The sequence below is a fragment of the Microcystis sp. M061S2 genome (genome assembly GCF_020245605.1).
GTDB lineage: Bacteria > Cyanobacteriota > Cyanobacteriia > Cyanobacteriales > Microcystaceae > Microcystis.
The window spans coordinates 69330-82803 of sequence record NZ_JADBUP010000024.1 but is presented as its reverse complement, the minus strand read 5'-3'; the positions used below and the strand labels follow the sequence as shown (position 1 = coordinate 82803).

Sequence of the window (13474 nt, the reverse complement as noted above, 5' to 3'; positions counted from 1 at the left end):
AATAAGCATTAAGACTTGACAATACCCACTCCCCAACCCCCAGAAAATCCATGGACATAACTGCTAAAATTAAAGAACTGGCACAAAAATATGAGATACCTCCCCAACTGCTCAAGGAAGCCATGGCTTTAGAAGTAGAAAAAATTACTCTACAAAATCGGCGGCTATCACCTAAAATTGTCGAACTTATCGAAAAATATACCGACTCCTCACAATAAATAAACTCTATGACTTTGAGACTGAAACAAATTCGCTTAACTAATTGGAAATGTTATCCCAGTCAAAATATTACTTTTAACCTGCATCCCGACAGAAAAATTCAGATCATCTTCGGTAATAATGGCCACGGTAAAACTTCTCTGATGACGGCGATTTTATGGTGTCTCTATGGGGGAGATATTGTATCTAAAGAGACTCTGAAAACCTATTTTTATCGAGGTAAGGATGATTCATCATCAGTAAGAGAAATGCGGGTAGAATTAAATTTTACTAAAAACGATAAAAATTACTTTATCAGTCGCACAGCGAAACTAAAAGTTAATGGCAGCACTTTTTATCCCAGCGTAGAGGAAGCATTATTTTATGAAGATGGAACCATGAGAAGTAACTCTAGGGAATATATCGAAGCATTGCTTCCTAAATCTATTCGAGATTTTTTCTGTTTTGATGGCTTAAAAATTGAACAATATACCCAGATAACTCAAACTAAAGAAGCAAAAGAAGCAATTGAAAAAGTTTTGGGTATCCCTGAATTAAGAAATCTGCGTGATGATACAGAAAAAGCCTTACAAGAATTAGAAAACCGTTTAGATAAAGCCAAGGGAACCAGTCAAACTTTTAAAGATAAGATGCAAGAATTGCGAGAATTAGAAGAAGACATTGATCTTAAAAAAGGTCAGATTAAAAATGCCAAAAATAACGAAAAAGATGCTATAATCATCCATCAGGATGCTCAAGAAAAAGCCGCTCAGATTGAAAGCTTACGAGAAAAATTAGAGGAAATTCATAACTTAGAGAAAAAGCATATCGGTTTACAAACTCAGTTAAATAACCTACAAAAGTCTATTGATTCTTGGTTAAAAAAAGCTTCGATACCTTTGCTGATTAACTTTGTGCAGGAAATGGCCGATGATTTGCAAGTTACTAGCTTAAAAAGCACTTATAAAACTAATTCTACAGCAATTTTAAAAGCAATACTTGACGATGAAAGTTGTTTATGTGGTCGTTGTTTAGATAAAAATTCTCGTGACTTTATCCTGCAACAAATTGCCGAACTAGAGTCCTTAGAAGTGGACAACGCCACCAGAATAGGAAAAGACCTAATCAGAATTGATTTACAGGGAATTATCCGAAATAATGCCAAATTTAGCAATTATAGTCAATTGCTTTTACAAAGATATCTTTTAGAAGAAGAAATCGAAGAAATTAATCAACATATTAAACAGCTAAAACAGGAAACCACGGGAACCAATCAAGAATCAACTAATGAGATTTGGCGAAAAGTTGGCGAATCGGAACAAAAAGTTAAGGTTATCCAAGAAAGGATCGAACGCTTGCAAAAGGAAATTGAAATCAAAGAAAAGCAATTAGAAGATTTACGCAAAGAAGTGGAAATTTTAGCTAGTGAAAATAAAACCACATTGATGTTATCTAATCAGGTTAAAATGGCCAGAGGTTTAAAAAATGCCACTAACGAATTAATCGAATGGCATATCGATAATTCCCAAAAAATGATTAATCAAGTAACCAGCGATCGCTATTTACAAGTAACCAATAAACCAGAAGAATATACAGGAGTAGAAATCACTCCCGAATACACTTTAGGAATCCGTACCATCACAGGAGAATTATTACATCCCGATGTCTTAAGTGCGGGAGAAAAGGAAGCTTTAGCCTTTGCTTTTATCACCGGTTTAAATCAAATAACTGATACCTGTGTCCCCCTAATTATGGATACACCTTTTGGACATTTAGACAAAGAACATCAAAAAAATATTATTAACTCTCTCCCTAATTTAAACTCCCAAGTGATTATTTTAGCCACGGATCGCGATCTTCCCGATCCACTTTTAAATCTCTTGCTTCCCCACACTACTGATATTTTTAAAATACACCGTTTGGCTGCCGATGAAGATGCTTCCGTGATTGAAGTGATGGAGAGTTACTAATGCAGAGAATCGATTCCAGTTTGAAGATTTATGCCTCGGAAACTTCCAGAAATTATCTACAGGTACTAAAAGATAATAAAACTTTTGAGCGCATGGTAGATGCTTATTTATTCGCCGCTGCTTTTGCCATTAAACAAGACTTCAGTATCTACGGAACCACTTTGAGCAATCGACAGGATTTAATTACTATTAGCCAAATCGAGCCAGAAGTTATTTTAGCTTTAACCGCAGGAATTTATATTATCTGTAAAAAGAATTCCTATCCTCAACCCAGCGATGGCAAAGAAGTTTTAGATAAGATCTGTCAATACGCAGAAGTGGGATTAAGGGAATTAAAAGAACGCTGGCAAGGCAAAGTCAGTAATCAAATTCAAGCTGACATTGAGAGAATTATCAATAATCTCTAAAATTCTCCCTATCTAACAATCTTTTTTAGGGATAACGACAAATTACATTCTTTCCACACTGCCAAAAAAGACGGGTTCCACGCGAATAGCAACGATACTAGCCGGACGTAAAACCATATATTCCCCTTGAATATTTCTGATCGGAACATTGATAAAATCCTGGGAATCGGCTTTCGGAACTAATTCCTTACTGTACCACTTTTGAAATTCTTGGATAGTCAAAAAACGGACTTCCTCGCGATGTCCACTGCTCAAGAACAAATGTACAGCGTACTCGTCAGCTTTTCTACTCATTTTTTTAACTAATCAGATTGAATTTTTGTAATAAAGTTGCCATTAAAGGCGGAAAAGTCAGACGCAATTCGCTCAGATCTGAGAAAATTAATTTTTGGTAGCTTGGCAGGTCAAAAGCTAGTTTACCCTTTAATTCCGCTCGATTTTGATAGGTTAGCAGAATTTGTCCGCCCTGTTTACAAGCGATCGCATAACCCAATTCTACACCCACTAGGGGACTAGGCAGTAATTCCGTTTCCTTTTGGCTAATCGCCGTAGCATCGGCAATAAATAATAAACTTTTGCGAATTTTGCGTAATTGACTATCACTCAACCGGGTGACATTGCCCTCAGTTCGAGGCGTTTCTTCGATGTTTAAGGGCAAACGGGAGCGTTTATTGAGATTTTCGACGGTTTCGGTCAAAACTGTTTTTAAAGCGGTGCTAGAGTCCTTAAATTGGTTTTGGGAGCTAAAATAAATGACGGGATCCAGCCAAGCGCTGAGGTCTTGTTTAGTAAAGTAAATTTCTTGGGAAATCAGGTCAATATTCGAGATGACGTAACCGCCACTACCTTCGAGGTAAAATTCCACCCTTTCCCCTTCTAGATAGCGTTGGAACCAGACAGAACCCTGTATTGTCAGACTATCATCGAGAAAATCGGCTCTTAAACCCGATTTTAAGAGACTATTGCGACTTAAGCGCAAGTCGTGGGGACGTTTGACAACCTCGCGGATAGGTTCGTATTTGTCCAGATACCAAGCTTTCAGGGCAATGATGGCCATAGGTGTGGCGATTAAAGACACTCAACCATTTTAGCAGTAAGCACCGATATCCTCTCCACATTCATCGGCTAGGTAAGAAAGAGCGCGAAATCTTAACATCATTAGGTTTTCGTAGAGGGGATTTAGCTTGCAAAGGGGCGGAATCTCTAGAATTGTCCGGCTAAATAGGGTAATTTTCCGCGCAAAGGGACATTGAGCCGGAATTAGACGACAAATCCGATGAGCTAGTGCAGGTGTATTGATTTCTAGATGATCGATTCGTTGCCGCAGGGGTTGCCATAAATCCCATTTTGGTTGCGGTGACGGGTTTTTCCGATTGCCTTTCGACCAAGGGGCAATCCAATTAGACAAAATTATTTTATTTGTGGTATAATCTGATACATCAGCATCAGCCATAGCCTTACCTTCTATTGATTGACTCATAAGGTTCTATCTGAGATTACGAGAGGGCGAACAATCTTTCCCGAAAATCCTCTAGGATGTTCGGATAGTTGGCCGCTTTAAAGATAACATCTCTGGGATAACAGATGTGGCTTATTGCGTCAGCGGCCCAGATGCGGGAGTAAGCTGTTAACTATCTAAATTACTCGTTAAGACTGTCTATGAGCGAGCAGGGAGCAGCGAGAGGAAGTTTGAGCATTTGTACTAACTCTCTACCTCCGAGTTATCACCTGAAAGCTAATAGGCAACAGACGACAATAAGATAACGTCACGAGTGAGTTTAACTAGATTAATCTCTAAGCTTCGCCCCAAGACATTGGCTCTGATTAGAGCTATTTCTAGGTTAGCAAAAACTCAGGTTTTTTCACGTCAGCATAGTACACTTTTTCTGGGTATAAAATAGCACCCGCTTTTGTCAAAGATACGCAATCCAAGGGGTGGGGTGTGGGAATTATGAATTATCAATTATCAATTATGAATTGGGTAGTTTTTTGCTGTCAACTGATAACTGTCAACTGATAACTGTCAACTGATAACTGATTTACATTCTTTCCAAAACGGGGATACCCAAGAGAGATAAGCCTAGTTTTAGGGTTCTTGCCGTTAAATCACACAGAACTAAACGAGAGGTTTTAATCGGTTCTGCCGCTTTAAGAACGGGACAATTTTCGTAGAAACGATTATACTTTTTACTGAGTTCGTAAAGATAATCACATAAACGATTGGGTAATAAATCCTCTTCCACGGCACTAATTACTTCCGGAAGTTGCAGTAATTGTTTAGCCAGAATTAATTCGCTTTCATCCTTGAGAATTAGCGATGAATTGGCACTTAAATCCTGAAAATTAATACCACCTTCGCGACTGATACTCTGGACCCTAGCGTAAGCGTACAGCATATAGGGGGCGGTGTTGCCTTGCAGATTGAGCATTTTGTCGTAACTGAAAACGTAGTTACTATTGCGATTTTGGCTGAGATCGGCGTATTTAACGGCACTTAATCCGACAGTTTCGGCAGTCTTAGCGATAAAATCGCCGGTTTCTTCTCTTTCCTCGCTTGCCAGTCTTTTTTCTAAGTCAGCTAGGGAATAGGCGATCGCTTGATCGAGTAATTCTTGTAATTTTACCGTCTCCCCGGAACGAGTTTTTAATTTTTTACCATCTTCCCCTAAAACTAATCCAAAAGCGACGTGAACCACTGCCACATTATCGGGTAAAAATCCCGCTTTTTTAGCCACCTGAAATACTTGGGCAAAATGGTTAGCTTGTCCAGCATCGGTGACATAAATTATTCTTTCGGCTTTATCTTGCCGCACTCGATAACAAATTGCTGCTAAATCGGTGGTGGCGTAATTATAACCGCCGTCGGATTTCTTGACAATTAGGGGCAGAGGATCCCCCTCTTTGTTGGTAAAACCATCGAGAAAGACGCATAAAGCGCCGTTGTCTTCTGTTAGCAATCCCTGTTGATCTAATTCTCTGATTACTGCTTCCAGGTAGGGATTATAAAAAGATTCGCCCCTTTCAGTCAGTTTTATATCGAGAATATCATAGATTTTCTGAAATTCCCGTCGTGATTGTTGACAAAGTAACTGCCATGCTTGACGACTTTGAGGATCACCCGACTGTAATTTTACTACGGCTTGACGGGCAGTTTCTTTAAAGTTTTCGTCTTCATCAAAACGAATTTTAGCCTTTTTATAAAAGCTAACTAAATCCCCTAAATCCAGAGCATCCGCTTGGGTTAAAGCGCTAGGATAAGCTTCTTGTAGATAGGTAATTAACATCCCGAATTGAGTCCCCCAATCCCCGACGTGATTGAGACGAATTACTTGATGGTGACGAAATTCCAAAATCCGAGCAATACAATCACCAATTATAGTCGATCGCAAGTGACCGACGTGCATTTCTTTAGCAATATTGGGACTGGAAAAATCGACAATAATTTTTTGACTGGGGTTAGCAGCGGCAACTCCTAAACGGTTGTCAGTAATTAGGTCTTTTAATTGGGTTTCTAGATAACTGGGTTTAAGGGTAAGATTGATAAAACCGGGTCCGGCAATTTCGGGGGGTTGACAGAGATCATCTATCTCTAGATTTTTTAGTAAAGTTGCCGCCACTTCCCGGGGTTTTTGTTTTAATTCTTTGGCTAAAGAGAGGGAAATATTACATTGATAATCGCCAAAACGGGGGTTACTAGCGGCGACAATTAGAGGATCGGTATCAGCGAAGTTTTCACCAAAGGATTTAACTAGGGATTGGGAAAAGCGTTCTTTTATTTGTTGGATAATGGCAGTCATAGAGAGAATTATAGCAATTAGGGATTAGACAAAAATTGAGAAGGAATTGGTTAGCTTCCTAGCAGTAACCAGATTGTGGGGAGAATTAGCTACTGAAGATGCCGATTGATGGTATTCTTTCAAGATTTTTTTGATGATCTTTTGTGGTGTATTCATTATAGTTTCGAGCCAACGAGATTAACACTCCAGACAACTCAGGTTATTGACCATCTTACCTTATCATAATCTGAAGGCGAATCCAATGCAGCTGGCTGCTGGGAAACATTTGCTTTAATATAGTAAGTAAGCTTTACCAATAGTACAACCATGTTAGCCAGTTATATTGATCAAGCGATGGCATTGGCTCAATACGAAATCATCGAAGAAGATGGCACTTATTGGGGTGAAATTCCACCCCTTCAGGGAGTTTGGGCAAATCACGCCAATCTAGAAGATTGCCGGCAAGAATTGCGCGAAGCTTTAAGCGATTGGATTGCTTTGCGTCTGTGTTTAGGTTTGCCAATTCCATTGTTAGCAGGAATAGATCTTAATCTCCTTCCTCAACCCATGTCTTCAATTTAAGATATGCCTAAATTAACCGCCATATCATGGCTTAATCTAGTTCAAAGATTACGAGAACTTGGGTTTGACGGTCCCTACGCTGGGGGTAAACACCCTCAAATGCGTCGCGATAATTTAACGATAATTATCCCCAATCCTCATCAAGGTGAAATAGGGGTAGGACTGTTAAAACGCATTCTCAATCAAGCGGGTATTACCAGGGAAGAATGGCTGGGAGAATAGCAGGGAAAACAACGCATTTAACCTACTCCTTAACCAATAAAACCACGGCATAAACTGCGATACCTTCTTCTCGTCCTACTGGCCCCAATTGTTCGTTAGTAGTGGCTTTAATTCCCACCTGTTCCGGATTAATCTTGAGAGTTGCTGCTAACTTGGCTCGCATTGCAATAAGGTGGGGTTTCATTTTCGGTTTTTCGGCGACAATTACCGAATCAATATTATTAATCTGCCAACCTTTATCGATAATTAATTGATTAACTTGTTCTAATAATTTTAAACTATTCGCCCCTTGCCATTGTGGGTCTGTGGGGGGAAAATAATGACCGATATCGCCTAAACTAAGCGCCCCCAGCATGGCATCCATGATAGCGTGGGTTAAGACATCGGCATCACTGTGACCCAATAAACCGACAGTATGGGCAATCTCTACTCCTCCTAAAATTAAAGGTCTTCCTGTTACCAATCGGTGGATATCGTAGCCGTTACCAATACGAATATTCATAGAGCAGTCTCCTTGAAGTTATATTAATTATCTTATCGCAAAAGGGAACAAGTTAGGGAAAAGATTTCCCTAACTTGTCCTTATTAGTTAATTAGCTAGGAAGGATGAACTATTCTGCTGAAGTTTTTCCCAATACAATGAAAGCTTATACTAAATTGATTTTTGATAGTATCATTAACTGCCAATCCAACTTTAAAAACCCACTTCCCACTTGCCACTCTATACTTGTTAAATAAGATTTAGTATAACTCGATCGCTGTTAAAATTGCGGTAGAATCAGGAGAGCGTTGGGTTTCATGCTTCAAACCAACCTACGTTCTTTTTCAATAAGATTTATAGCGTTTTTCAGTCTGCTAAGGTACAAAAGTTATGGGTTTTAGGCACTCATGCAAAAGGGAAGAAAAATAGGTGTACCTTACTAGCTTAGGAAACGCTATAGTTAAACACCGAATTTTGAACAATTATGCAACAATTTATTCAACAGTTAAAAATCGATTTATCCTTGACAGTGATCTAGCAGTTTCATCATTTACTTTCCTAAATATCCTTAGCTAATCATCGCCAATAAACCTTGATAAAAAATCTGAAAACTAGGAGAACAATTATGAGCAGGAGTCATAAATTGAGAAATTTCTCGGGCTGCTTTCACTTTTTCTAAACCTCCTCGATGATACCCAGCTTTTTGAAGTATCTTTTCTAAGTTTTCCCAAGTTCCGCCCGTAATTTCATCGGGTTTTCTGTATTTTGCTTGCTGTCCCACATTAGTAGAAACTTTGGGATAGGCTGAGACTATAGCCTGAATATCACCAAAAAACCAAGCTTCTAGTTCTTCTATAGCAATTCTATTTAACACCTGAAATGTTTTTTTATCTTCACTAATCGTTTTGGTGATCAGTCCTGTTTGTTGGGCAATATTTTCTAACTTTTCTTTGAGCATTTGACAATCTTCATTGTCTCTATCTACAAGAATAATGATTCGATAATCATCGGGTATCCAGCATTGATAGCCTTTTAATCGCTCCGGTAGTTTTTTGATTAAATCGGATTTACCTCGAAAGGCATGAATTTTATAGGTGACATTCTCAAATAATATTTTAGGTAAAATTTGATTTAAACATTCTTGGGTAGAAAATTCTTCAACTAAAAATTCAAGATGCACTTTTTCCCTCCTTTGCTATTAAACTTAAATGCTAGGATTACCCACATCAAAATAGTCCTCCATCCATAATTGACCCAACAAAGCACCATTTTGAATAAATTCCTTAACTCCTTGCATTGCTGAAGTACGTTTAGCTTGAGTAAAACCATTTTCATCTCGATAAAGTACCCAAACCTCCTCTGGTTTCAAACCATCTACAAAAAAGGGAGAATGAGTTGTTACCATTAATTGTGTACTTGCGGTCGCTGCCCGACATTCTTCTGCTAATTCAGGTAATAAACGGGGATGAAGATGATTTTCTGGTTCTTCTATTCCCAGTACTTGCGGAGGGCTTGGATCGTATAATATAGTTAAATAAGCCAACATTTTTAAAGTGCCATCGGAGGCAAATTTGGCAAGAATTGGCTCTGGAAAAGGTGCGTCTTTAATTTGCAGTAAAAGCTGTCCATTCGGCATAATAGATGCTTCTACTTTTTCTAATCTAGGAATTCGACGAGAAAGGGTTTGTAAAATAGATTCTAATCGTTGAGGATGATCTTCTTTTAAATATTGAATAACATTAGGTAAATTGTCACCAGTTGGCGATAATCTTTCTTGCGCTCCTGCTTCTGGTTGAGTGCGAGTATTATCTGCGGTTAAGTAGGAAAGATACCAACTTGTGATAAAACGACGCAAAGCACTAACCCGGGGATGTTTGGCCAATTGTCCGAGGGTACTAACAGCTAAAAATTCTGGGGAGTCTAATCGTTCAGAAATTCGTTCATCTTCTTCTTGGGGATTTTCTCCACTAATCACTATTCCTCCCCCTTCTTTAAAGTCTAAAAAGCGATAAGGTTTGCCCTTCGCTCCTTGTCTCCACTGTAACCATTCTTCGGCAACATAAGGGCGATTGTTAGCTTCATTAATAGCCAAATGATAGGTAATTAAAGGTGATGCCAATTTTTCTCGATATTTTAATTCGATAATGATGTAACCTTCTTGTCCTCTGGTTCTTAATTCTTTAAATCTTCCCCGTTTGTCCCAAGCTTTTTTTAAACCAACAGTAAAACATTCAGAGAGGAAAGCAAAGACATCAAATATGGTAGATTTTCCGCTCCCATTAGGACCGAGAAAAACGGTTAAAGGAGTAATGCTTTTTAATTCTAAGTCCTGTAAAGCTCGGTAATTTTGCACGCGCAGATTTTCGATTCGAGGTATAGAGTTTTTAGACATTGATTGTTGCTCTCTGCTGCTTTTAGCTCGTCTTGTCCCAGATTAGCTGTTAATTTTCCCAGTTCCCGCAAAAAACTGGTCAATTTTTAGTAATCTCGCTCTTCTGGACTGGTTATAGCAAATTAGCTCTCCTGATTCTACCGCAATTTTAACAGCGATCGAGTTATACTAAATCTTATTTAACAAGAACGTAGGTTGGGCTTCGGCCGTGAGCTTTTGCCGAACGGTTGAAGCATGAAACCCAACGCTCTCCCGATTCTACCGCACTCCGAGTTTTTTCTTGGGGATAATCTCCTAAATTCTGACTATCCACTGCCGATTCCCGCGAAGGATAGCCATTTATTCTATCAGATTGAGAAGATATTAAGTATGATAACACTTGTGATTATGTTTTTCGCTGCCTTGCTGGCAGCTGCCGATTTTACTTACCAAGTTTTGATTCATTTTCCCATACAAATCCTCAATTTTTTGGGGTCGTTGTTGTCCTATGGAGTAATCGGACTGATAATTTTTGTCCTAGTGTGGATTGTGGGTGACTGATTTCTCGGTAGAAAAAAATGAGAGAATCAGCCTTAGCCAATTCTCCCCAATTTAAGCCAACTTTTAGTTTTTACTGTTCACTAGCCACTGCTTGGGGTTGTCCTTGCGGTTGGAATTGGAACATGGAATAAACCACATTGCGACGGATATCAATCATCATTTCTAAAAACATCTCGTAGCCTTCCTGTTTATACTCAATTAGGGGGTCTTTTTGACCGTAACCGCGTAAACCAATCGACTCGCGTAAAGCTTCCATAGCTTGCAGGTGTTCGCGCCATAACATATCGATTTGTTGCAGGATAAAATAACGTTCGGCATCGCGCATTAAACCGGCGCGAATACTATCCACTTGACGTTCCTTAATTTCGTAGGCTTTGCGAACTTCTTCGTGTAGGAACATCTTGATATCATTAACACTCATCTCCTCGACATCTTTAGCGGTAATATCTGCCAACAGATAGACGAATTCCTGAGATTTACTAATCAGTTTTTCCAAATCCCATTCTTCCGCCGGCAGTTCGGGATTAATATAAGCCGTGACGATTTCATCCATGGTTTTTTCGGCGTATTGCAGCACCTGTTCTTTTAGGTCCATCCCCTCCAAAACCCGACGACGTTCGGCATAAATAGCGCGCCGTTGATTATTCATCACCTCGTCGTATTCAAACACCTGTTTCCTGGCATCATAATAGAAGGTTTCCACTTTTCTTTGCGCTCCTTCCAGGGAACGAGTTAACATTCCCGACTCAATGGGCATATCTTCTTCCACCCGGAAGGCATCCATTAAACCGGCCACGCGGTCGCCCCCAAAAATCCGCAATAAATTGTCTTCTAGGCTTAAAAAGAAGCGTGTGGAACCGGGGTCGCCCTGTCTGCCCGCCCGGCCTCGCAATTGGTTGTCAATACGGCGGGATTCGTGGCGTTCCGTCCCGATAACGTGCAGTCCGCCTCTTTCTACTACTTCATCGTGTTCTTTACCCGTGTAATCTTCATAACTTTTGCGAATTAATTTATAGACTTCGCGTAACTTTTGAATAACCCGGTCATCCGTGGGGGCTTTTTCGGCCGCGATGGCGATTTTTTCTTCCACTTCTAATTCGGGTAAACTTTGAGTTCCGTGGGTATCAACGGCAAATTTAACCGCTTCTTTCAGGGCATTTTCTACCTCTTTCGGTAACTCGGTGGGAAAAATTTCCGCCGAGGCACGCCAGTTTTTTTTCTTCTTACCCGAGGCGAATCCTTGCGGGCGATTGCGTTCGCCTAAACTGGGTAAACTAAAGGCCAAATTGTCATCTTCGGGCATAACTAATTTGGGCATTAAATACTCGCGAATTTTCAATCGGGCCATATAGTCGGAGTTACCACCGAGGATGATATCGGTTCCCCGTCCCGCCATATTCGTAGCAATAGTTACAGCCCCGGCCCGGCCTGCTTGGGCGACGATTTCCGATTCCCTTTCCACGTTTTCTGGACGGGCATTAAGCAAGTTATGGGGAATCTTTCTTTCCTGTAATAACAGCGAAAGCACTTCCGATTTTTCCACACTGGTAGTACCGACTAAAACCGGGCGACCCTGTTCGTGCATTTGTTGACATTCTTCGGCGACGGCGTTCCATTTTGCCTGTTCATTTTTATAGACCACATCGGCTAAATCTTGCCGACGAGAAACGCGGTTAGTGGGAATAATTGTTACTTGCAGGTTATAGACTTTTTCTAGTTCCGTTTCTTCGGTTTTAGCCGTCCCGGTCATGCCGGATAATTTCGGATAGAGTAGGAAAAAGTTTTGATAGGTAATCGTGGCTAAGGTTTGGGTTTCCTGTTGAATTTCCACCCCTTCCTTAGCCTCCACTGCCTGATGTAAACCATCGCCCCAACGTCGCCCCGGTAATACCCGTCCCGTGAATTCATCAACGATAACAATTTCACCACTGCGGACGATATAGTTAACGTCTTTTTTCTGGAGTTCTTTGGCACGAATAGCGTTAGAAATATAGTGCGCCCAGGGATTTTCTTGGTCGTATAAATCGGTAACTCCTAATAGTTCTTCCGCTTTTTTAAAGCCTTCATCGGTCATTAAAACGTTACGGTCTTTTTCGTTAACTTCGTAGTCTCCCGGTCCGTCTTCTACTTTTTGGCGCACTAATTGCTTGGCGATTTCGGCGGCGAGAATATATTTTTCTGTGGGTCGATCGATCTGTCCTGATATAATTAATGGAGTTCTGGCCTCATCAATAAGAATGGAGTCCACTTCGTCGATAACGCAGTAGTTAAAGGGTCTTTGGACGACTTCCCCCATCACTGTAGCCATGTTATCGCGCAGATAATCAAAGCCGAGTTCGCTGTTAGTGGTGTAGGTGATGTCACAGGCATAATTTTTCTTTCTTTCTTCTGGACTCATGCCGGCTTGAATTAGTCCCACACTTAACCCTAAAAAGCGGTGTACCTGCCCCATCCATTCCGCGTCACGACGGGCGAGATAATCGTTAACGGTGACGACGTGAACCCCTTTTCCGGTCAATCCATTCAAATAAGCGGGGAGAGTGGCAACTAGGGTTTTTCCTTCCCCGGTTTTCATCTCGGCGATTTGTCCTTTGTGCAGTACCATTCCCCCCAATAACTGCACGTCAAAGTGACGCATCCCTAAGACTCGGATTCCCGCTTCCCGGACAATGGCGAAAGCTTCGGGGAGGATTTCCTCGAGAATATCCTCTCTTTGCTCATAATTTCTCGCTTTGTCTAATCTTTCCTTAAATTCGCCAGTTTTACCCCTTAATTCCTCATCGGACAGGTTTTTAATGTCTTCTTCCAGCAGGTTGATTTCGGTGACGAGGGGCTGAAATTTTTTAATTTTGCGGGCGTTGGGATCTCCGAGTAGGGCTTTTAACATAGCAGTTTTTATTCTCTCG

General features: G+C 40.4%; 14 protein-coding genes. 5 read left to right on the top strand and 9 right to left on the bottom strand.

The window, feature by feature from the left end:
• Nucleotides 1-50 precede the first annotated feature (50 nt).
• From IM475_RS05625 to IM475_RS05615, 3 genes are read left to right on the top strand one after another with little or no spacing between them, the layout of a single operon-like run.
• A complete protein-coding gene (locus tag IM475_RS05625; RefSeq protein ID WP_287657592.1) occupies nt 51-218 on the top strand; it encodes a hypothetical protein in 168 nt (55 codons plus the stop codon).
• 9 nt (nt 219-227) lie between these two features.
• The gene (locus tag IM475_RS05620; RefSeq protein ID WP_287726943.1) at nt 228-2168 is read left to right on the top strand and encodes an AAA family ATPase; all 1941 of its coding nucleotides are present in this window, start codon (nt 228-230) and stop codon (nt 2166-2168) included.
• On the top strand, nt 2168-2575 hold the full coding sequence (locus tag IM475_RS05615) for a hypothetical protein (protein WP_287657594.1): 408 nt from the start codon (nt 2168-2170) through the stop codon (nt 2573-2575). Before IM475_RS05620 ends, IM475_RS05615 begins: the two co-directional genes overlap by 1 nt.
• Before the next feature lie 42 nt (nt 2576-2617).
• On the opposite strand, the gene IM475_RS05610 is transcribed toward IM475_RS05615, so the two are convergent.
• The 4 genes from IM475_RS05610 to argS form a co-directional block, all read right to left on the bottom strand.
• Nucleotides 2618-2869, bottom strand: a complete 252-nt coding sequence (locus IM475_RS05610; RefSeq protein WP_287657595.1) for a hypothetical protein — start codon at nt 2867-2869, stop codon at nt 2618-2620.
• Nucleotides 2870-2873: 4 nt separating this feature from the next.
• Nucleotides 2874-3632, bottom strand: a complete 759-nt coding sequence (locus IM475_RS05605; protein WP_287726942.1) for a hypothetical protein — start codon at nt 3630-3632, stop codon at nt 2874-2876.
• Nucleotides 3633-3662: 30 nt separating this feature from the next.
• Nucleotides 3663-4055 (bottom strand): Mo-dependent nitrogenase C-terminal domain-containing protein, encoded by a 393-nt coding sequence (locus IM475_RS05600; protein WP_287726941.1) that lies wholly within the window; start codon nt 4053-4055, stop codon nt 3663-3665.
• A gap of 559 nt (nt 4056-4614) precedes the next feature.
• Nucleotides 4615-6372, bottom strand: coding sequence for an arginine--tRNA ligase (gene argS / locus IM475_RS05595; protein ID WP_287726940.1), 1758 nt, complete (start codon nt 6370-6372; stop codon nt 4615-4617).
• 306 nt (nt 6373-6678) lie between these two features.
• On the opposite strand from argS, the gene IM475_RS05590 reads away from it, so the two are divergent.
• Nucleotides 6679-6933 (top strand): type II toxin-antitoxin system HicB family antitoxin, encoded by a 255-nt coding sequence (locus IM475_RS05590; protein ID WP_002760732.1) that lies wholly within the window; start codon nt 6679-6681, stop codon nt 6931-6933.
• A 3-nt stretch (nt 6934-6936) separates the two neighbouring features.
• On the top strand, nt 6937-7155 hold the full coding sequence (locus tag IM475_RS05585) for a type II toxin-antitoxin system HicA family toxin (RefSeq protein WP_002760734.1): 219 nt from the start codon (nt 6937-6939) through the stop codon (nt 7153-7155).
• Nucleotides 7156-7177: 22 nt separating this feature from the next.
• Here IM475_RS05585 and ispF read toward each other — a convergent pair whose 3' ends face one another.
• The 5 genes from ispF to secA form a co-directional block, all read right to left on the bottom strand.
• Nucleotides 7178-7657, bottom strand: coding sequence for a 2-C-methyl-D-erythritol 2,4-cyclodiphosphate synthase (ispF, locus tag IM475_RS05580; protein WP_287726939.1), 480 nt, complete (start codon nt 7655-7657; stop codon nt 7178-7180).
• A gap of 547 nt (nt 7658-8204) precedes the next feature.
• Nucleotides 8205-8816, bottom strand: coding sequence for a DUF4276 family protein (locus tag IM475_RS05575; protein WP_002799501.1), 612 nt, complete (start codon nt 8814-8816; stop codon nt 8205-8207).
• A 24-nt stretch (nt 8817-8840) separates the two neighbouring features.
• Nucleotides 8841-10028: an AAA family ATPase gene (locus IM475_RS05570; RefSeq protein WP_287726938.1), complete on the bottom strand. Its 1188-nt coding sequence runs from the start codon at nt 10026-10028 to the stop codon at nt 8841-8843.
• Nucleotides 10029-10203: 175 nt separating this feature from the next.
• A complete protein-coding gene (locus tag IM475_RS05565) occupies nt 10204-10407 on the bottom strand; it encodes a hypothetical protein (RefSeq protein ID WP_287657601.1) in 204 nt (67 codons plus the stop codon).
• A gap of 231 nt (nt 10408-10638) precedes the next feature.
• Nucleotides 10639-13455 carry a preprotein translocase subunit SecA gene (secA, locus tag IM475_RS05560; RefSeq protein ID WP_287726937.1) on the bottom strand — a complete coding sequence of 939 codons (2817 nt, stop codon included), beginning with the start codon at nt 13453-13455 and terminating at the stop codon, nt 10639-10641.
• Between the last annotated feature and the right edge of the window lie 19 nt (nt 13456-13474).

What these genes read in the sequence shown, in the direction of transcription:
- IM475_RS05625 (WP_287657592.1), top strand. Translation starts at nt 51, where the DNA reads ATGGACATAACTGCTAAAATTAAAGAACTGGCACAAAAATATGAGATA.
- IM475_RS05620 (WP_287726943.1), top strand. Translation starts at nt 228, where the DNA reads ATGACTTTGAGACTGAAACAAATTCGCTTAACTAATTGGAAATGTTAT.
- IM475_RS05615 (WP_287657594.1), top strand. Translation starts at nt 2,168, where the DNA reads ATGCAGAGAATCGATTCCAGTTTGAAGATTTATGCCTCGGAAACTTCC.
- IM475_RS05610 (WP_287657595.1), bottom strand. Translation starts at nt 2,869, where the DNA reads ATGAGTAGAAAAGCTGACGAGTACGCTGTACATTTGTTCTTGAGCAGT.
- IM475_RS05605 (WP_287726942.1), bottom strand. Translation starts at nt 3,632, where the DNA reads ATGGCCATCATTGCCCTGAAAGCTTGGTATCTGGACAAATACGAACCT.
- IM475_RS05600 (WP_287726941.1), bottom strand. Translation starts at nt 4,055, where the DNA reads ATGAGTCAATCAATAGAAGGTAAGGCTATGGCTGATGCTGATGTATCA.
- argS (WP_287726940.1), bottom strand. Translation starts at nt 6,372, where the DNA reads ATGACTGCCATTATCCAACAAATAAAAGAACGCTTTTCCCAATCCCTA.
- IM475_RS05590 (WP_002760732.1), top strand. Translation starts at nt 6,679, where the DNA reads ATGTTAGCCAGTTATATTGATCAAGCGATGGCATTGGCTCAATACGAA.
- IM475_RS05585 (WP_002760734.1), top strand. Translation starts at nt 6,937, where the DNA reads ATGCCTAAATTAACCGCCATATCATGGCTTAATCTAGTTCAAAGATTA.
- ispF (WP_287726939.1), bottom strand. Translation starts at nt 7,657, where the DNA reads ATGAATATTCGTATTGGTAACGGCTACGATATCCACCGATTGGTAACA.
- IM475_RS05570 (WP_287726938.1), bottom strand. Translation starts at nt 10,028, where the DNA reads ATGTCTAAAAACTCTATACCTCGAATCGAAAATCTGCGCGTGCAAAAT.
- secA (WP_287726937.1), bottom strand. Translation starts at nt 13,455, where the DNA reads ATGTTAAAAGCCCTACTCGGAGATCCCAACGCCCGCAAAATTAAAAAA.